The organism is Shewanella sp. Isolate11 (assembly GCF_022398315.1).
In the GTDB taxonomy this organism is placed as follows: domain Bacteria; phylum Pseudomonadota; class Gammaproteobacteria; order Enterobacterales; family Shewanellaceae; genus Shewanella.
Map to the genome: position 1 here is coordinate 158,876 of NZ_JAKEVF010000001.1, position 19,789 is coordinate 178,664.

A 19,789-nucleotide genomic window follows, 5' to 3' on the forward strand; every position below is an offset into this window, starting at 1 on the left:
AAGATCAATAGTTGAATATCTATTGGGAAGATAAATTAATATTGCGCAATTAGGATAATGGATAGCTTTGATGGAAAAATTGTTGAGCAAATTTGCGTTCTGGCAAAAAAAGCATGAACGAGTCGATCTCGGCGTGCACGTTACTCCAGATGCGTTGACTGTCTATCAAGCTGATGCTGCGTTACGTCCTATTCCTCTGACCGATCACAATTGGCATGAGGCTTTCGAAACCCTCGCTAAACGGACTCCCGGTGCGCACCTGCAACTGGTGCTCAATGCGGCTTATTACCAGCTATTAATTGTCGATAAGCCTGTGGTGGAAGAGTCGGAAATCAGCCAAGCTCTGCCTTGGTCGATAAAAGATATGTTAGCCAAACCATTGAGTGAAGTGCATTTTGACTATTTTGAGTCACCTCAATCCAACAGTAATAAGTTAACTGTGGTGGTGGTCGAGCGTCAGCTACTGAGTAATATGGCTGTCGCTGCCCAGAACTGCGGCATTGTTATTGAAGGGATCACGATTCCCGAGATGGCGATCAGCCATGTCTTGGGTGATGCAAGCCAAGCCCAACTTGTGTTGTGCCACGAACCAAACCAAGAACTAAAACTGGCGGTGATCAAGCAAGGTCAGCTATTTATGCAACGCAGTGTCAGAGGGTTTAATCAGCTACATAGCATTTCAGCACAAGATTTAAGCCTAGGCGTGGCCGATAACCTCAGTTTGGAATTACAGCGTTCTATGGATTATTTCGAGAGCCAGTTGCGTCAGGCGCCCATCACTTCAATTAAGGTTTTGATGGAAGGTGCCAGCGAAGAGTTAGCTCAGCTGTTATCGAATAATTTTGACCAACAGGTGACCAGCATCGCTTGTACTCGAGTGGCTGATAAATTGGCCGAATTGGCTTATGCCGAATTCAGCTATTCACAGCAAGAGGTAGCATAGATGGCGACCAAACTGCGCGTTAACCTTTTTAGTGAATCTCTGCTACCAGCCAAGTTAAGACTCTCTTTTGCTAGATTATGCCAGGGAGCCTTGTTATTGCTGATAGTGATGTTGTCTGCCAACTTAGTGAGTTATGTTTTCGTTAGCGATCTAACACAGCAAAAAGCCCAATTGTCGATTCAAAATAAAGAGCACAATCGCATTAAGAACCAACTGGAACAGCAAGTGATCAATCGTAAGGCCTCGTCTGTCTTAGTGGCCGAGGTGGACTTGCTGACCCAACAGCTTGAGCTTAAGCGGCGTTTATTGGGCGAATTAGGCAATGTACAGAAGATGACTAGCCTAGGTTACTCCTCGTTATTAACTGATTTAGCGACGGTGGCCGATAACAAAATTTGGCTAAATCGCATCTATGTGGTTGATGGTCGTTTCGAGTTTGAAGGATTCAGTAGCGACCCGCTGAGTGTGCCGCTATGGGTTGATCGCTTACAGCAGGTAAAAACCTTGAAAGGACAGCATTTTAGTACCTTGACCATGAGTCGTGGTGAAGGTGAGCCTTTGTCATTCGTGCTGCGTAGCAGAAGCGATGAGGAGGCGACCCAATGAAGCGTAGATGGAGTTTAGCCGCAGAACGATTCAATCAGTTATCTCCACGGGAAAGAGGCATGGTTTCTATCGCGGTCGTGGCTGTCGTGGGGTTATTACTATACCTACCGCTGGAAGCTCAACTGGTTGAGCATCAACAGCTGCAACAGCAAGTGAAATCCATTACCGATGAGAACAACACCGCAGTAGCACAAATCGCCTTATACAAGCAGACGCTGGCACAAGATCCTGATGAGGAATATCGCTCGCGTCAGGCTCGTTTGAATCAGCAGATGGCAGCGATAGATAAACAGTTAGCGTTCGAAATGGTTGATATGGTGCCAGCGAAACATATGCCGGCCATGCTGAGTGAGTTATTAGGGCGGATTAAAGGGGTTAAGTTACTGGGGTTTGACACTATTGCACCAACGCCGCTGTTGAGCGTCGGTGAACAAGACAAACTGAATGTCTACAGCCACGGTATGAAGCTGACATTAGAAGGCGATTATTTTTCTACCTTAAGCTTTATTCAAGCGGTAGAAAATATGCCCAATAAACTCTATTGGAAACAACTTGATTATGCTGTCACTCAATATCCCAAAGCCAATGTGGTTTTAGAATTGTACAGCTTAAGTATCAATAAGGATTTTATCAGTGTTGCTAACTAAAGTAACAGCGTTTGCGCTGCTGATATTGACGCTAGTGGGTAACTGCTTGCCTGTGAACGCTCAGCCGCTAAGAGATCCGACTCGTCCTGGAGTCGGTGCAGTGGTGGAGAAAAGCCCACAGCAGCAACAAAAATTAAAATTAAACAGTGTATTGCTATCGGGTAGCAGTGCGACAGCAGTTTTCAATAATCAACTGTTCACCGTTGGCGACAAGGTCCAAGGTGTGAAAATAGTGCGCATTAATAACAACGGCGTTTGGCTGGCAGATGGCCGCCAATTCACTCTATATCAAGCCGTGACTGAGACTAAGGGACAATAATGACATCGATAAAAACAATTACGCCACTGATTGCGTTACTGCTTACGGCATGTCAGACGACGGATCGTCCTCAGCCAGTAGAATCGAAGCAGGCTTTATCACATTCTCTACAACAGCAAAGCCCAAAAACGGTTCCGCCTGCCGCGCAGATGCCAAGTTCAGTGCAGCAGGAGCTATCAAACTCTTCACTATTAAGTGATATGCCAGCTAATCAGCCTACTGAACGTCGTTTTGATGTGTCGGCAAATGATGTTGATGCAAGGGTATTCTTTCCTAGCTTAGTGCAAGGTACGCCGCTGAGTGTTGCAGTGCATCCCAATGTGACTGGCACTATTTCACTGTCATTGAAAGGGGTTACCTTGAGTGAAGCGCTTAAGGTGGTCGAAGATATTTATGGATATGAAGTGAGCCGTGATGGGCGTATTTTACGGGTATTCCCTGCTGGGATGCGCACCGAAACCTTTCCGTTAAATTATCTCTATATGGAGCGTCAGGGGCTATCGCTGACCTCAGTTAACTCTGGCCGTATTTCAGACAGTAATAACAACAATAACAGTAATAACAATAACAACGGCAACAATAACAACGGCAACAATAACAACGGCAACAGTAACAATAGTGATGCCAGCGGTAACTCGAGTAACAGTAGCAATGACACCACTAACGGTACCTTTATCCGTTCCAAAACCAAAACCGATTTTTGGGGCGAATTAAAAGACACGCTGGTATCGATAGTGGGTGATACCGGTGGTGGACGCCAAGTGGTGGTTTCGCCTCAGGCGGGGCTGGTAACGATTCGTGCCTATCCGAGTGAATTACGTCAGGTGAAGCGCTTTCTGCAGAAAGCCGAGAGCCATCTGCAGCGTCAAGTGATCCTCGAAGCTAAAATTTTAGAGGTGACTCTTTCTGATGGTTATCAGCAGGGAATTCAATGGGATAATGTGCTTGGTAGTGCCTTCGGTAATGGTAATACTAAAATTAATTTTGGTACCTCTGCGGGCAGCTATGGCGATCAAATTACAGCCTCTTTGGGGGGCGTAACCTCTTTAAGCCTTCAAGGCTCAGATTTTGGTGCCATGATCAACTTGCTCGACACTCAAGGCGATGTCGATGTGCTATCTAGCCCTAGAGTTACCGCCTCGAATAACCAAAAAGCGGTAATTAAGGTGGGTCGTGATGAGTACTTTGTTACCGACGTATCTTCAACGACGGTAGCGGGAACCACGCCGGTGACCTCACCCGAAGTCGAATTAACGCCCTTCTTCTCTGGTATTGCTTTAGATGTGACGCCTCAAATTGATGAAGAGGGCAATGTGCTGTTACATGTGCATCCTTCGGTCATCGATATTAAAGAGCAAAATAAATCGATTCAGATTGCAGACAGCACCCTTGAGCTGCCGCTGGCGCAAAGCGAGATCCGTGAGTCAGATACTGTCATCAAAGCGCGTAATGGCGATGTGGTGGTGATTGGCGGTTTGATGAAGAGCGAGAATGTTCAGCAAGTGTCTAAGGTGCCTTTACTGGGGGATATTCCCTTCTTAGGTGAAGCCTTTACCAATCGTTCTAATTCATTAAAGAAGACAGAGTTGGTGATCTTACTTAAACCGACGGTTGTCGGTGCTGAAACCTGGAAGAGTGAGCTTGAACGTTCGAAGGCCTTATTGGATCGCTGGTACCCAGAAGAAAGCAAGGAGTAATCGCGCTTGTATCTGCAGCATTTTGGATTAGCGGAAGCGCCATTTTCCCTGACGCCTAACACCGAATTCTTTTTTGGTTTAGCGCCTCATGTTGAGGCTCTGCAGGTGCTACAAACGGCGTTACAAACTGGTGAAGGTTTTATTAAGGTCACCGGTGAAGTGGGGACTGGTAAGACGCTTATCTGCAGAAAACTGCTTAACGATATTCCACAGCGTTTTCATTGTGCCTACCTGCCCAATCCTTATTTAAAGCCTGATGAATTACGTTGGGCGCTGGCGGCAGAATTGGGTCTTAAATATTCTCCTCAGATTGATCAGCAGCAACTGACCAGCTTAATCCAACAGCAATTGGTGGCGTTATCGGCTCATGGTCACTCCATCGTGTTAGTGCTCGACGAGGCGCAGGCCTTGCCTGATGAAAGCTTAGAAGCATTGCGTCTGTTTACTAATTTAGAGACTGAAAGCCGAAAATTGCTGCAAGTGGTGCTGTTTGCTCAACCCGAATTAGATGAGCGCCTGCAATTGAAACAGTTTCGTCAGTTGCGACAGCGTATCACCTTTAGTTATCGATTAAGGCCGTTAACGCGCCAGGAAACCACGGCGTATTTATCTCATCGACTGCAAATTGCCGGAGGTCAGGGCAAGGCGCTTTTCTCTATTTCCGATAGTCAGCGTATTGCCAAGGCGGCTAGAGGGATCCCTAGATTGATCAATGTTTTAGCTCATAAGGCTTTGTTAGTTGCTTTTGGAGAGGGACGACAACAGGTGTGTCGCGGCCATATCAATGCGGCGATAGCCGATACCGAAGATGCTACGCCTGTCACCATGAAGCGCTGGTGGTTGGCAGCATTAACGAGTGTCGCAGTGCTGAGTGCAATGGTATGGCATTGGTTCGTCGGAGCGCTGATATGAGTGTCATTAACACTATGCTCAAAGATCTCGATCGTCGTCAGCAGACGAGTGTGGCCGATGAATTACCTGTTCCAGAGTTGCAATATCAGCAGGTGTCTGCCAGCAAATTGCCTTGGATATTATTGATATTTGCCTTAGGCGTGCTGTTGTTAGGTGGCTTTTTTGGTTGGCGAAAATTGACCTTACTGCAACAAGATAATCAACAGATGAGTCAACAATTTGCCCAGAGTTTAGCGCAAGATGTGTCGCAAGCCAGTGAGCGAGCTTTGAAATCGACAGCATCAGACGAAAACCAGAGTGCGACCACGACTGAAGCAATAGTAGATCCTGCACCACAGCAAGTAGAAATACAAACGCTAGCCACTGCAGCCTCGGCTGAGCATCTTACTGTCGCCACTGAGGATAAAAGTGATGAGACAGTTATTTCGCCTAAGCCTTTGATAAAAAAACAGTCTCAGCCACAATCTCAGAAAAAGCATCAAGTTGAGTCCGTTGCACAGCAAGTTAAACAGAGCCAGCCTGATAGTGAAGTTTCGCATAGCACTGTGAGCGCCCGTTCCAGTTTAACAAGCAAGGCTGATGTTAATAATCAGCAGAACTCCAAGGCGAACACGGGGGCGATGGCGGTGACTGAGGTGAAGCTGTCCAATGAAGCGTTGGCGCAAAAGCGCTTCGATGCGGGTAAAGCGCTACAAGCTGAAGGTCAAATGCAGCAAGCACAGCAAAGTTTTACAGCTGCCATTAAGTTGAATCCCGCTCTGCATCAGGCGAGGCAGCATCTTGCAGCCTTGTACTACGGGCAACAGATGTTGAGCCAAGCCGAGTCGCTATTGAGCCAAGGACTGACACTTTATCCTCAAGAATACGATTATGCTTTACTGCTGGCTCGGGTATACCAGTCGGCGGGGTTAAATGATAAAGCGCTGCAAAGCCTCAAATTGATCCCCGACACTCACAGGTTGGCAGTGCAAAAGTGGACCATGGAGAGTTATCTTGCTCAGCAAACTCAGCAGTTTAGCTTAGCAGAACAGAGTTATCGCCAGTTGGCACGTGTCGAACCAGAACAGGCTAAATGGTGGATGGGATTGGCCTATGCACTAGACTCTCAAAGTAAATATTCTGCGGCCAAACAGGCCTATCAGCAGGCATTAATGCAAAAAGGCTTGTCTAGCCAAGCCAGTGCGTTTATCGAAGAAAGATTAACGCAGTTAGGAGATATCGAATGAAACCTAAGTTAAAGATGCGTTTAGGTGATCTATTAGTACAAGAGCAGATCATCACCGAAGAGCAACTGACTCAGGCCTTAGTTGAACAGCGAAACAGTGGTAAAAAACTGGGGCGAACCCTTATCGATCTCGCCTGTATTACCGAAGAGCAGCTACTGCACTTTTTAGCACAACAGCTCAATATTCCTTTTTTAGATATCAGTCGCCGAGCAATTTCTCCTGAGGTGGTGAACTTATTACCCGAAGTACAGGCTCGTCGTTATCGTGCGCTAGTGGTCGAAGATTTAGGCGATTATGTTGTTGTTGCCATGAGCGACCCCGCTGATTTGCAGGCGATGGATAATATCGAGGTGCTTTTAGCGCCAAAGAATCTGACCATTGCGGTTGTGACTGAGAGGCAGCTACTCGATGCTTTCGATAACCTCTATCGCCGCACTGGTGAAATTGCCCAAATTGCGGGTAAGTTGGAAGAAGAATATGCCGCCGATGATCAGTTTGATTTAGCCAGCATCACCGATGCCGACAGCGATAATGAAACCACAGTGGTTAAATTGTTGCAGTCGATTTTTGAAGATGCGGTACAGATGCGCGCCTCGGATATTCATATCGAGCCGGGGGAAAAAGTCCTGCGGATCAGACAACGTATCGATGGTCAATTGCAGGAAAATACCCTGCAAGAAGTGAATATTGCCTCGGCTTTGGTATTGCGGCTCAAGTTGATGGCAGGCTTAGATATCTCTGAAAAACGACTGCCACAAGATGGCCGTTTTCATATGGAAATCAAAGGACACAAGATTGACGTGCGTATGTCGACCATGCCGATTTATCACGGTGAATCTGTGGTAATGCGTCTGCTGGATCAGTCAGCGGGTCTGTTGACCTTGAACGAAACCGGTATGCCTGCGGCCATGTTAAACCGTGTGCGCAAACACATTAAGCGGCCTCATGGCATGCTACTGGTGACAGGACCAACAGGTAGCGGTAAAACGACCACCCTTTATGGCGTACTAAGTGAGTTAAATACTGCAGATAGAAAAATTATTACCGTCGAAGATCCGGTGGAATATCAACTGCCTCGTATCAACCAAGTGCAAGTTAACCACAAAATTGGCCTCGACTTCTCTAATGTGTTGCGTACCACTTTGCGTCAAGATCCAGACATCATTATGGTGGGTGAGATGCGTGATCAGGAAACGGTGGAGATTGGTCTGCGAGGCGCGTTAACCGGTCACTTTGTATTATCGACACTGCATACCAATGATGCGATAACCAGTGCCTTGCGATTACTCGATATGGGCGCGGCAAGTTATCTGGTTGCCAGTGCCCTGAGGGTGATTATTGCTCAGCGTCTGGTTCGACGCGTGTGTAAAAACTGTGCGCAGTCTTATGATGTGACACCGCAAGATATGGCTTGGCTTAATTCAGTATCCAAGAAAGATTTTTCTCAGGCGGTTTTTAAAATCGGCACGGGTTGTCAAAGCTGTAATGGCAGCGGCTATCGTGGACGAGTGGGGGTGTTTGAGATCTTGGAGCTTGATGAAGCCATGATTGAAGCCATGCGCACGGGCAATCCACAAGACTTTGCCAGTGCGGCATACAAGAGTCCAAGTTTTACTCCATTGGCAGAGTCAGCGCTGGAGTATTTAGCGCAAGGGGTGACGACAATCGAAGAAGTGGCCAAGGTTATTGAAGATGGCTTTGATAATCAGGTGCCATTGTCGGCTGAAATGACGCAATCTGCTGCGACTGAGCGATAACTATGCCTATCTACGAATACAGAGGACGGGATGCTCAGGGCAAAGTGGTGACGGGACGCGTTGACGCGGCTTCGGAAAGCGCTGCTGCCGATCAGTTATTGTCTCGAGCGGTGATTCCGTTATCTGTCATGGAAGCCAAGCTCAGCAGGGCGTTTACTTTAGATACGCTGTTTAAAGGCAAGGTCAGCCTAGATGAACTGCAGATTTTTACTCGGCAGATGTATTCGTTAACCCGTGCCGGTATTCCCATTTTGCGGGCGATTGCCGGACTGGCTGAAAGCACTCATTCGAAGCGAATGAAACAGGCGCTGCATGATATTTCAGAGCAATTAACCTCGGGACGTCCCTTGTCATCGGCAATGAACCATCATCCCGATGTATTCGATGCGTTGTTTGTGTCGATGATCCATGTTGGTGAAAACACAGGTAAGTTGGAAGATGCCTTTATTCAGTTATCGGGTTATATCGAACGCGAGCAGGAAACCCGACGTCGCATAAAGGCGGCGATGCGTTACCCAACGTTTGTGTTGATTGCTGTAGCGCTAGCCTTAGTGGTGCTGAATATCATGGTGATCCCCAAGTTTTCGGATATGTTTTCGCGCTTTGGGGCCGATCTCCCTTGGGCGACTAAGTTACTGATCAACACCTCTAACTTCTTCGTCAACTACTGGTATTTGTTGGTAGTGGCTACCATCTCGGGATTTATCGGCATTCGCTATTGGCATAATACCGACAAAGGCGAAAAACAGTGGGATGAGTGGAAGTTAAAACTGCCCGCCGTTGGCAGTATCATCGAACGTTCAACCTTGTCACGTTATTGCCGTAGTTTCGCCATGATGCTCAGCGCGGGCGTGCCTATGACTCAGGCGTTGAGCCTAGTGGCCGATGCGGTGGATAACGCATTTATGCATGATCGCATTGTCGGAATGCGCCGTGGCATAGAGTCTGGTGATTCCATGTTGAGGGTGTCGAACCAAAGCAAGTTGTTTACCCCGCTGGTATTGCAAATGGTGGCCGTGGGTGAAGAAACGGGTCAGATCGATCAGCTACTCAATGACGCTGCCGATTTTTATGAGGGTGAGGTCGACTACGACTTGAAGAACCTAACCGCTAAATTGGAGCCGATTCTGATCGGAATCGTAGCGGTTATCGTACTGATTTTAGCACTGGGCATATATCTTCCCATGTGGGATATGCTCAATGTGGTTAAGGGCGGATAACGCCATGCCTTTGAAAGCACGGTGATAAACATGCAAAGTCAGCAGCAAAGTGATAATCACTTATTGCAGGTTTATGGCAGGTTAGTGGCGTTATGTGTGTTATTGGTGATTTTAACGGTGTTTGGATTTCGCTATTTCAACGCCATTGAGCAAACTTCTGCGCAGAATTTACGCGTGGAGCAATCTCGATTACTCAATGTGTTGGCTATGATCCGTGGCCAATGGCTAGCGCAGGGACGGCCGCAGCAGATGAAATTAAATTGGCTGCTTCCAGAAAATGAACAAGACACAAGTATATTAATCAATGAATTAGGCTGGCCAACTCTAGCTCATGTCGATGAAAACAGTTGCAAAATATTATGGCAGCAGCTAATGGGAAGCGATAGCCGTTTTGAAGCATCGATAATGGCACAAGGGCTCGGCAGTGATATATGCCTGTATAGCAGTCGAAATGGTGATCAAATTCGCTACAAATTGTCCTCTGGAGAGGTTATTTTATTGACGTACAACTAAATTATTGACGTTCATCGCGTTTTAAATAGGGGAAGCTGATAGAATATTCAGCCTATCTGAGATATAAGATAACACTAAAGTACACAGAAAAATTTCATCATTAATTTAAGGTAATTGTATGACTAAAAGTAGGCAACAAGGATTTTCACTGATTGAATTAGTCATAGTGATAGTGATCTTGGGTATCTTAGCTGCAACGGCTATTCCGCGTTTTCTTAATGTTACCGACGATGCTGAAGATGCTAGTGTTGATGGCGTAGCGGGTGGTTTAGCAACGGCAGTAAGTTTTGTTCGTTCTCAGTGGGAAGTGTCGGGTCGTAACAATAGCAGTGTGATGCTAGATGGCACCACTATCAATGTTGATACACGTTTTGGCTTTCCTACCGGCTTAACGCTAACCAGTGCGACGGCGATGACGAATAATGCCTGTAAAGAGGTTTTCGATAACATTTTACAGAGCGCACCACGTAACGTGTTGTTTAACCAAGATGCTCGTTCGGCGCGTTATAGCGTTCGAATGTTAGACGGTGCTGGTGGTTCAGGAAATACTGTAGATGGTACCGCTGTGACTAATTTAGATCTGTGCGTGTATCACCAAGTGTCTTCACTGGCCATAGATCAAACTACTGGTGTGGCTAATCCCGCGCCAGATTTATCAACAACAGGTGCCAAAGGGATCTTATATAACCCAGGTACGGGGCGTGTTGAAAGCTTTATCAATTAATCATGGCCGTTAAGCGGTGATTTTCTGTAAAGATTTTTAATTTTAATATGTTAAGTTTAATTAAGTTAATTGGATAAATGGAAATGAAGATGAATAAACAAAGTGGTTTTACGCTAATCGAATTGGTTGTCGTGATCATTATCTTAGGTATTTTAGCGGTAACTGCAGCGCCTAAGTTTATCAATCTACAGACAGATGCGCGTGCGTCAACCGTGAGTGGCCTAGAAGCAGCGCTTAAAGGTGCGGATAGCTTGATCGTGTCTAAGTCGCTGATTAAAGGTAATAATACTCAATCCGTCGCAGCAACTATTGGAGTCGATAACGAACCATTTGTGACAGTTGATTCTGCCGGTGCTCAGGTAGCACTTGATGTAGGGCATGCAGTACCACAGTGGGAGTTTAGTCTAGCAAATATGTTAGATATCGATGCTGATGAATCTACTGTTACAGATTCAACCGCAGAGTGGTTGTATGTTGAAGCTAGCGATACCATATATTTTTATCCTCAAGGACAAGCTACTCCACCTACAGGCACTTGCTACGTGAGTTACGCAAATGCTGCTGGTGTTGTCACTATCGACAAAGATGTCTCTGGCTGCTAATTAAGCGTGTTTCCTAAAGGCCTGCAATGCAGGCCTTTTTTATCTCTTTTTATTATTTTTTCTTGTTGTTAAGCTGATTATCACTGCTTTTAAGACTAAAAGTTTTAAGCCTGAAAGTTTATAGTTTAGGGTTTCTGTAGCGTTTGCTCATAAGGACTCGAACCATTGCCCTGAGTAGCAGAAGCTATTGGCCAATATTATGGATAGTGTATCTATGCAAAAGCAGCAAGGTTTTAGCCTTGTCGAGTTAGTCACCACCATTACCTTGATTGCCATTCTTGCTGTGGTGGTATTGCCGCGCTTTTTTAACAGTTCCAGTTTCAGTGCTTACACCCTTAGAGATGAGTTTATTAGTGAGCTGCGACGGGTACAGATGATGGCGATGAATAATCAAGATCGCTGTTATGGAGTCGAGGTCAGTGCTAATGATTACCGCATGATGGCTTATCAAACCGATTGCACTAGTGTGATTGTCAGTGGCAACCCTCAAACACTGCCAAGTCAAAGCTCATTAACCCTCAATGGCAGTAACGATTTTGCCTTATTGTTTGATCGTCATGGGGTGATTGCGCCTACTTGTAGCTCGGGCTGTATTATCAAGGTTGTGGCGGATGAAAGTTTAGATCTCACTATCGAAAGTCAGGGCTATATCCATGGGCGCTAAGGTTAATTCCTCTCCTCACTTGCAGAGCAATTGTTTCGGTTGGCGTTATAGTCAAGGCCGTCGTTATTGTTTGAGTCAGGGGTTTACTCTGATTGAATTGGTGGTGGGAATGCTCGTGCTGGGTATCGCCCTAGTGTTATTAACCAGCCTGTTATTTCCTCAAGCAGATCGTGCCGCCGAGACATTACACCGAGTGCGCTCGGCCGAGTTGGCTCACTCTATTCTTAATGAAATATGGGGTAAGCGTTATGACCAACACACCAACGCTAATGGCGGGGTTCCAGCTTGTGGTGCGGCCGCTAAGCCCGAATTAGGTTTACCCGCTGGAGAGGCTTGCACCGATGCAGTCGATTTCGGTGCAAATGGCTTAAGCCGAAATGCTTATCGTGATGTCGACGATTACCAAGGCCTCAATCAAAATAGTCTGATGCTCAACTCCAGCAAAACTTATGCTCAAGAGTATGTTAATTATCAGCTGTTAGTCACTGTGACCTATCCAAACAGTAATAAAAATAGCAAGCTGATTGCCATAGATGTGACCACGCCCAATGGCGAAGTTATCACTTACCACGCCTTGAGGAGTAACTTTTGATTAAGGGTCGATGTTCTTCTCAAGTACAGTCTAAAATGCCTTCGAATATGAGAGCAAGCAGAGGTTTCACCTTGGTCGAGATGGTGACGGTTATCGTGATCTTAGGTGTCTTAGTGGTCGGCGTTAGTAGCTTTGTGGTTTTAGGCACGCGTATTTTTGTGGAATCAACCTCGGTCGATCAGGTATTGAGTCAGAGTCGATTTGTGGTTGAGCGTATGACTCGTGAATTACGTAATGCCTTACCTAACAGTTTACGGGTTACCTCGGCGACCAATTATCAATGTTTGGAATTTGTGCCTATTGTAACCAGCTCAAGCTACGTCGACTTGCCGATAGCGCCCGCTGTTGCAGCCGATAACGGCAGTGTGATGCCCGTGCCAATTGCGATAAATAGTACTGATAAAATAGTAGTTTACCCATTAACTCCGAGTCAGATCTACGGAACTAACCCCGCGGGAACCAGTGGGCGAGTGTTTAATATCAGCTCCCTCGCTGGTAATGCCATTGAATTTGAACGTGAAGTGCAGTTTAGCCAGGCATCGCCACAAAAACGTTATTTTGTGGTGTCAGATGCGCTGAGTTACTGTTTCTTATCTTCTGGTGAGGTTAGGCGTTATAGCCATTACGGATTACAGTCGCTACAACCGACGCCTGCGACCTTGGGCTCAGGTGTGTTAATGGCAGAAAATCTAGTCGATGATCTATCAATTCAGCCACCAATTAGCTTTACTCCCGGTACCTTAATCAATAATGCCGTGGTGCAATTGAGTCCTAAATTTGAAGTTAACGGCCAAGCATTTCAATATCAGCATCAAGTGCAGGTGATCAATGTTCCTTAAATTTGATCAGGCGCAACCGCGCAGACTCCGTCATCAACGAGGCAGTGCCTTGGTCGTCGGCGTGTTCATTATCACTGTGATGTTTCTGATGGCGGCGGCTTTGGTGAATATATTGCGTGATGCCGATGAGCAAGTGAATTTAGAGGTGTTGGGAACGAGAGCATTTGCCGCCGCAAATAGTGGCGCGGAAGTGGCGTTAGCACGACTGTTTCCTCTAAGTGGTTTAGCTGCCGATAGTGTTTGTTTGGCGAGCAGTAGTTGGACTCCTCCCGACATCGTTGGCTTTCGAGGCTGTAGTGTTAATTTAACTTGTAGTTCAACGACGTTTGCTGGAGAGACGCTGTATGCTATCTCCAGCGAAGCCACTTGTGGTGCAGCGAATTGTGATGGCGACTCTTGTATCCGAGTCAATCGTAAGGTGGAGGTACAGGCGCGTGATTAAGGGATTAAGACTGTTGCTGCTGATAGCAATACTATTTCCTGGTTATCTGTATGCCTTGCCGCAGTGTTCGGGTGTGTTTACCGATCCGCCATCTGGCAATGTGCCAAAACCCGATGAAAAGTTGGTACCACCTGATGATATAGGCCCTAAATTGGGTGATTTGTCATGTAATAATAAAGGGTGTAATCGAAGCGATTATTTTACTCCAGGTGACTATAACTTTAGGGATGGCAGCTTTAGTCATAATCGTTTTATAGACACCAATGGCACCACCACAAGACTCTATTTCGATAATTTAGAACTCAATAATTCCAGCCTCAATCAGTATGGCAAGGCTGAAGATCTTTTTATTTATGTCAGAGGCACATTTACCCTTTCTGGTCATAACTATATTAATGGCATCATCTATGTTGCAGGCGACATGGATATTAAACCCCAAACCAGTATTGATGGTGCTTTTGCTGCTGGTGGTGAACTCGATATTTACAGTAATACCTCTATCGATATCGATCTTTCGGTGATCGAAAATGCCGACCTGAATGATATCTGTAGTAAAGAGCAACTTGGCGAAGATCACTTCAGGCTCGAATTGACCTCGGGCGCGCTGACCTGCATGGCGAAAACCATTCAGTTACGTAGTTGCGCGAATGATGATTGCTCAACTGAGTCGAATACCGCTGCCAGTGTTGTGCTGACTAAGGGAGGGGTAAAGTATAGCGATGTCAGCTTTGTCGGTCATACGCAAACCTCTGTCTGGCATCCCAGTGGTGGAACTGTATTATTAGGGCTTGGTGGGGTTGCTCCTGCGCTGCCTTATCGCTGCTATATTGATGGCGTATTAGTGGCTAACAGCCAGTGTTTATTGACCTATGAAGATACAGGGTTGTATTTCGATGTGCCGAATACGACCTCAAGTAAAACCAGCAGTAACTTTTCGCTGTTTGCGGTGACTAAAGATACGCAAACTCAGCAATGCCAGCCGCTGTTTAGCAATCAAACTCAAGCGATTAACTTCAATTTCGATTATCTACGCCCATCTGTGGTGAACAATGCGGCGTCATTAGCCGTGACCAGTGTTAATGCCCCGAGTGTGTCGACTCAGATAGATGCTGGTACTAGCCAAAGTTTAAATGTGCAATTTGATGCAAACGGAGTCGCGACGCTCAATGTGAATTATCCCGAGGCTGGAGTGGTCTCTGTGAGTGGCGAATTTTTGTATTCCGTGGCGCTACCAGACGGTAGTAGTGAGACTTTAAGTCTCACTCATAGCGATAACTTTACCGCTGCGCCAGCAGGGTTTCATTTTGCCAATGTGAGCACTAACCCACGTTGTGATAGCAGCGATCCTTTTGATGCCAATTGTCAGGTGCTGGCCAAAGCAGGCGAAGGTTTTGCTATGCAGATTATCGCTGCGGGTTGGCAAAGTGATAGCGATAGCGACTTTAGCGATAATATGGCGCTACAAAACTTCCAACACAGCAATTTGTCGATGCAGTCTCAAGTGGCGCAGCCCAGTACAGGCAGTTCGGGTAGCCTTGGAGTGAGCAGTAGCGGATTTAGTTTAGCCAGTGGCGAAATGGCACAGCAGATCAGTAATCAAAGCTGGGATGAAGTGGGTACCATGACGGTACAATTAGCTAACGATGTGAGCTATGAAGGGATGACGATTTCAAAAGCCAATAGCAGCAGCGAACGGTTCGGACGCTTTACGCCTGCTTATCTCAAGGTTATTGGCAATGTTCCGGAAATCACGCCAAGTTGTGGTAGTTTTACCTATTTAGATCAGCCTTTTAGTTTTACTGCTGGGGCGGAGCCGCAACTTACGGTATTGGGCTTTAATGCGGCAAACAGTGAAACCCAGAATTATCAAATCGGCGATTGGTGGCGTTATAAACATCAGACGGCGGCTGAGCAGAATCAATGGCTTGAGCGCCAATATCAAGATGTGACTAGCTTGGCGACCATTGTCGATGGCGCCGAAACGGGTGTCAGTGGCACAGTGGTTTATCAAGCTTCGCCCAACAGCGCCGAATTGATTGGTGCTGAAGTACAATATCAGCGCAGCACAGATCCGCTAGCCCCATTTGACGCTAAATTTGATCTCGTTTTATCGGTTAATGATGTCAGCGATGAAGATGGTGTCTGCTATCAAGCTGATGCCGTGGGTAGCTGTTTGAGCTATCGGTTTGACAATATTGGTGAATCTCAGAGTATGCCACTGCGATATGGCCGAATGCTGTTAGATAATGGGTATGGGCCTGAGTCTGAAAGCTTGCGCTTACCGATTGAAGCCCAATATGTCGCCAGCCTGACGACAAGCGGTGAGGCGGTGTGGCAAACCAACATTGAAGATTATTGCTCTGTGTATCAAACGCCGAGTTCGAGTGATGCGGGAGAAACTGCGATTAGCGGGCTTTATATGAGCCTGCCTGTGAGTATTGCTTCTTTGTCAGCCTATAACGACAGTCGTTTGACTTCTCAATCTGGCATTGTAACGGGTGGGCTAGGTTATCTGTTTTTCTCTGTGCCCAATAGCGCCGGAGAAGTGCCACTTAAACAGCATGTACAACCTTGGTTGAAATGGTTTTGGAATTTTGATGCAGCCACACCAAGCACGCTTTACGATCCAAGAGCGACCGCTTATTTCGGAACTTATCGTGGTCATGACAAGGTGATCTTCTGGCGAGAAGTGAATTAATCGCGGTATTTTTTGATCTCGATTGCTTCGCGCGACTCCGCTAACTTGCTTGGATCACTAACCATTGAAGATGAACATATATTTATCATGGGATCTGCATAATCTCCTTGTGGAATCGGGGGGTGATTGATAAAGTTACCTGATCTTTATTCTTCCGACTCCACTGAGACAGGCTAAGTTACATGTTCAAGAAGCTGCGTGGCATTTTTTCTAACGATCTTTCGATCGATTTGGGTACGGCTAACACCTTAATTTACGTTCGCGAAGAGGGCATTGTATTAAACGAGCCTTCAGTAGTTGCCATTCGAGGCGAGCGCGGTAGTAACGGGCAAAAATCTGTTGCTGCTGTTGGAACAGAAGCGAAACAGATGCTCGGTCGTACGCCGGGAAATATTCAAGCAATTCGCCCAATGAAAGATGGCGTGATTGCAGACTTTTATGTGACCGAAAAAATGTTGCAGCACTTTATCAAGCAAGTGCATAACAACAGCGTTTTCCGTCCAAGCCCACGTGTACTGGTATGTGTGCCAGTAGGGGCGACTCAAGTTGAACGCCGTGCAATCCGCGAGTCAGCAATGGGGGCGGGTGCACGTGAAGTTTATCTTATCGAAGAGCCAATGGCGGCGGCAATCGGTGCTGGTCTGCCAGTTTCTGAAGCAACCGGTTCTATGGTTGTTGATATCGGTGGTGGTACTACTGAAGTGGCAATCATCTCGCTAAACGGTGTGGTTTATTCGTCATCAGTGCGTATCGGTGGTGACAAATTTGATGATGCCATTATCAATTATGTACGTCGTAACTATGGTAGTTTGATTGGTGAAGCCACGGCTGAACGCATTAAGCACACTATTGGTACTGCTTATCCTGGTGATGAAGTGCTCGAAATCGAAGTACGTGGCCGTAACTTAGCCGAAGGCGTACCTCGTAGCTTTACGCTAAATAGCAACGAGATCTTAGAAGCTTTGCAAGAGCCTTTATCTGGTATCGTGAGTGCGGTGATGGTGGCCCTTGAGCAGTCTCCTCCAGAACTGGCATCAGATATTTCAGAGCGCGGTATGGTGTTAACCGGTGGTGGTGCATTACTACGTGATCTTGACCGTTTGTTAATGCAAGAAACTGGCATTCCAGTGATGGTAGCCGACGATCCGCTAACCTGTGTTGCCCGTGGTGGTGGCAAGGCGTTAGAGATGATCGATATGCATGGCGGCGATCTATTCTCTGACGAAAATTAATTCAGCTTAATACGGGCAGCGAAATGCTGGCACCAGATTCGATGGGAGGTATTATGTATCTTTACCCATTTAATCAAACCTTTGTTCTAGTGCATGGGTTTATTCGGTCGCCACATCTAGCTGCCTTAAGTGTTTTATGAAACCCATTTTTGCGCGCGGTATCTCAAATCAATTCAGGCTGACATTGGCAATTTTTTTGTCGGTGATCTTACTGGTATCTAATGACAGGCTTGAGCCTGTTCGACTCTCTATCTCTTCAATTTTAAGCCCTCTACAGTATGTGGCTAACATTCCTGGTGCCATTCTGGACTGGTCGGCTGAAAGCATTGCTACTCGTAATATGCTGCAAAAGCAGAATAAAGAACTGTTGAGACAACAGTTGTTGATGAGTGAGCGTTTACAGCGTTTTGAGCATCTAAGACAAGAGAATGATCGCTTAAGAGCCTTATTAGGTTCACCGGTACACATGGATGCCAAGAAAGTGGTTGCCGAGGTGATGGAAGTGGCTAGCGATCCTTTCCGTCATTTTGTGGTGTTAGATCATGGTGAACGCAGTGGCGTGTATGTGGGTCAACCTGTGGTGGATGCCCGTGGTGTTGTTGGCCAAGTGGTTGAAGTAAATGCCTTAACCAGTCGCGTGTTGTTAATCTCTGATGTGACCCATGCCATTCCGGTGCGTGTGACCCGAAATGATGTGCGCCTTATTGCTCAAGGTACAGGTGAACTCGATGAGTTAGAGATACGTCATGTGGCCAAGAGTACCGACCTGCGAGTGGGCGACTTATTAGTGTCATCGGGTCTAGGAAAACGCTTCCCTGAAGGTTACCCTGTGGCGCGTATTTTAAGTGTTGAAAAAGACGATGGCCAAAGTTATGCCAAGGTCATTGCTCAGCCACTGGCAGCACTCGACCGTATTCGTTATCTGTTATTGATCTGGCCTGATGGCCTAACGCCAAAAGACAATCCAAAATCGGAAGATGAACTTAAAAGCGATGAATCAGATGTTGAGCCGCCTGCAGAAACAGAGGTGAGCCAATGAGTATGCACGTGCCGCATGGGCGCTGGGTGGTGTGGCTCAGCTTTTTAGTGGCCATGCTGCTACAGATCATGCCGCTACCCAGTCTTGTTGAGGACTGGCGTCCCGATTGGCTGCTATTAGTGATGTTTTATTGGGCTATGGCATTGCCGCATCGCTACAATATTTTATCTGCCTGGCTGTTAGGTGTGCTGCTGGATATCATGCTGGGAGCGCATCTTGGGATCCGTGCATTATCCATGTCTTTGGTTATCTATGTAGTGGTTCTACACTTCCAGCGGCTACGTAATTTCTCCATGTGGCAACAAACTTTGATGATGGCTGGCTTAGTATGTTTGCATCATTTACTGGTATTTTGGTTGCAGTTTGTGGTTAATGTCGCCAGCTTTGATACCAGCCTGTTTTTACCTGTTGTGTCGAGTGTCTTGCTTTGGCCTTGGGTATTTTTGATCCTCAGACGAGTGCGTCGGGTTTACAAGGTAAGATGATGCAGCGGGATAAGGTAGAATCAAGATCATTAGTGTTAGCCTCGGCATCGCCGCGTCGTAAAGAGTTACTGGCGCAATTGGGCTTGGGAAACACACAGTTTAGTTTTGATGTGTTATCGGCAGATATTGATGAAACCCATCAACAAGGTGAGCAAGCTGCTGATTATGTTGTTCGTCTTGCCATAGAAAAGGCACAAGCTGGTTTGACGCTCTACGGAAAGCGAGAGGCGGTTGTGCTAGGCTCAGATACGATAGTGGTCCTCGATGGGCAGATTTTAGGTAAGCCTAAAGATGAAGCGGATGCACATCATATGCTGCGGCAATTATCTCATCGTCAGCATAGTGTCATGACCGCAGTCGCGCTGACCGATGGACAACAAACATTGTCGACTTTGGTTGAGACTCAAGTGCAGTTTTGCCAATTAAGCGAGCAAGATATCTTCAACTATATCGCTACGGCTGAGCCTATGGATAAGGCGGGAGCCTACGGTATTCAGGGTCTTGGCGGATGTTTTGTGCAGCGCATCGAAGGTAGCTATTCTGCCGTGGTTGGTTTGCCTTTGGTCGAGACTAAGATGTTATTAGCTCAAATGCAGATTTTATAAATTCATCAACACTGTGTCGTAAAAATC

At 46.5% G+C, this 19,789-nt stretch carries 21 protein-coding genes; all 21 read left to right on the forward strand.

What is annotated here, in order from left to right; genetic code table 11:
* Positions 1-70 precede the first annotated feature (70 nt).
* Positions 71-943, forward strand: coding sequence for an MSHA biogenesis protein MshI (locus L1D21_RS00720; RefSeq protein ID WP_239843305.1), 873 nt, complete (start codon positions 71-73; stop codon positions 941-943).
* Positions 944-1,549, forward strand: coding sequence for a PilN domain-containing protein (locus L1D21_RS00725; RefSeq protein WP_239843307.1), 606 nt, complete (start codon positions 944-946; stop codon positions 1,547-1,549).
* A complete protein-coding gene (locus tag L1D21_RS00730) occupies positions 1,546-2,196 on the forward strand; it encodes a type II secretion system protein M (RefSeq protein WP_239843308.1) in 651 nt (216 codons plus the stop codon). Before L1D21_RS00725 ends, L1D21_RS00730 begins: the two co-directional genes overlap by 4 nt.
* The gene (locus L1D21_RS00735; RefSeq protein ID WP_239843309.1) at positions 2,183-2,515 is read left to right on the forward strand and encodes an MSHA biogenesis protein MshK; all 333 of its coding nucleotides are present in this window, start codon (positions 2,183-2,185) and stop codon (positions 2,513-2,515) included. Before L1D21_RS00730 ends, L1D21_RS00735 begins: the two co-directional genes overlap by 14 nt.
* Complete coding sequence (mshL, locus tag L1D21_RS00740) at positions 2,515-4,212, forward strand: pilus (MSHA type) biogenesis protein MshL (RefSeq protein ID WP_239843310.1); 1,698 nt, start codon at positions 2,515-2,517, stop codon at positions 4,210-4,212. The genes L1D21_RS00735 and mshL overlap by 1 nt, the downstream gene beginning before the upstream one ends.
* Positions 4,213-4,218: 6 nt before the next feature.
* Positions 4,219-5,124, forward strand: coding sequence for an AAA family ATPase (locus L1D21_RS00745; RefSeq protein WP_239843311.1), 906 nt, complete (start codon positions 4,219-4,221; stop codon positions 5,122-5,124).
* Entirely contained in the window at positions 5,121-6,350 is a 1,230-nt protein-coding gene (locus L1D21_RS00750; protein WP_239843312.1) for a tetratricopeptide repeat protein, read from the forward strand. Before L1D21_RS00745 ends, L1D21_RS00750 begins: the two co-directional genes overlap by 4 nt.
* Positions 6,347-8,107 (forward strand): type II/IV secretion system protein, encoded by a 1,761-nt coding sequence (locus L1D21_RS00755; RefSeq protein WP_239843313.1) that lies wholly within the window; start codon positions 6,347-6,349, stop codon positions 8,105-8,107. Before L1D21_RS00750 ends, L1D21_RS00755 begins: the two co-directional genes overlap by 4 nt.
* Before the next feature lie 2 nt (positions 8,108-8,109).
* Positions 8,110-9,327: a type II secretion system F family protein gene (locus L1D21_RS00760; protein WP_239843314.1), complete on the forward strand. Its 1,218-nt coding sequence runs from the start codon at positions 8,110-8,112 to the stop codon at positions 9,325-9,327.
* A 30-nt stretch (positions 9,328-9,357) separates the two neighbouring features.
* Positions 9,358-9,840, forward strand: a complete 483-nt coding sequence (locus L1D21_RS00765; RefSeq protein ID WP_239843315.1) for an MSHA biogenesis protein MshF — start codon at positions 9,358-9,360, stop codon at positions 9,838-9,840.
* A gap of 118 nt (positions 9,841-9,958) precedes the next feature.
* Positions 9,959-10,564 (forward strand): type II secretion system protein, encoded by a 606-nt coding sequence (locus tag L1D21_RS00770; RefSeq protein ID WP_239843316.1) that lies wholly within the window; start codon positions 9,959-9,961, stop codon positions 10,562-10,564.
* Positions 10,565-10,653: 89 nt separating this feature from the next.
* Entirely contained in the window at positions 10,654-11,166 is a 513-nt protein-coding gene (locus L1D21_RS00775) for a prepilin-type N-terminal cleavage/methylation domain-containing protein (RefSeq protein WP_275658871.1), read from the forward strand.
* A gap of 199 nt (positions 11,167-11,365) precedes the next feature.
* Positions 11,366-11,830, forward strand: coding sequence for a type II secretion system protein (locus L1D21_RS00780; RefSeq protein WP_239843319.1), 465 nt, complete (start codon positions 11,366-11,368; stop codon positions 11,828-11,830).
* Positions 11,820-12,422: a type II secretion system protein gene (locus tag L1D21_RS00785; RefSeq protein WP_239843320.1), complete on the forward strand. Its 603-nt coding sequence runs from the start codon at positions 11,820-11,822 to the stop codon at positions 12,420-12,422. The genes L1D21_RS00780 and L1D21_RS00785 overlap by 11 nt, the downstream gene beginning before the upstream one ends.
* A gap of 47 nt (positions 12,423-12,469) precedes the next feature.
* The gene (locus L1D21_RS00790) at positions 12,470-13,261 is read left to right on the forward strand and encodes a prepilin-type N-terminal cleavage/methylation domain-containing protein (protein WP_239843321.1); all 792 of its coding nucleotides are present in this window, start codon (positions 12,470-12,472) and stop codon (positions 13,259-13,261) included.
* On the forward strand, positions 13,251-13,703 hold the full coding sequence (locus L1D21_RS00795) for an MSHA biogenesis protein MshP (RefSeq protein ID WP_239843322.1): 453 nt from the start codon (positions 13,251-13,253) through the stop codon (positions 13,701-13,703). The genes L1D21_RS00790 and L1D21_RS00795 overlap by 11 nt, the downstream gene beginning before the upstream one ends.
* Positions 13,704-13,716: 13 nt before the next feature.
* Positions 13,717-16,401 (forward strand): DUF6701 domain-containing protein, encoded by a 2,685-nt coding sequence (locus L1D21_RS00800; protein ID WP_239843323.1) that lies wholly within the window; start codon positions 13,717-13,719, stop codon positions 16,399-16,401.
* A gap of 182 nt (positions 16,402-16,583) precedes the next feature.
* Positions 16,584-17,633: a rod shape-determining protein gene (locus L1D21_RS00805; RefSeq protein WP_239843324.1), complete on the forward strand. Its 1,050-nt coding sequence runs from the start codon at positions 16,584-16,586 to the stop codon at positions 17,631-17,633.
* 136 nt (positions 17,634-17,769) lie between these two features.
* Positions 17,770-18,672 (forward strand): rod shape-determining protein MreC, encoded by a 903-nt coding sequence (gene mreC, locus L1D21_RS00810; protein ID WP_239843325.1) that lies wholly within the window; start codon positions 17,770-17,772, stop codon positions 18,670-18,672.
* A complete protein-coding gene (gene mreD, locus L1D21_RS00815) occupies positions 18,669-19,157 on the forward strand; it encodes a rod shape-determining protein MreD (protein ID WP_239843326.1) in 489 nt (162 codons plus the stop codon). The genes mreC and mreD overlap by 4 nt, the downstream gene beginning before the upstream one ends.
* A complete protein-coding gene (locus tag L1D21_RS00820; protein WP_239843327.1) occupies positions 19,157-19,762 on the forward strand; it encodes a Maf family protein in 606 nt (201 codons plus the stop codon). Before mreD ends, L1D21_RS00820 begins: the two co-directional genes overlap by 1 nt.
* Positions 19,763-19,789: the final 27 nt, after the last annotated feature.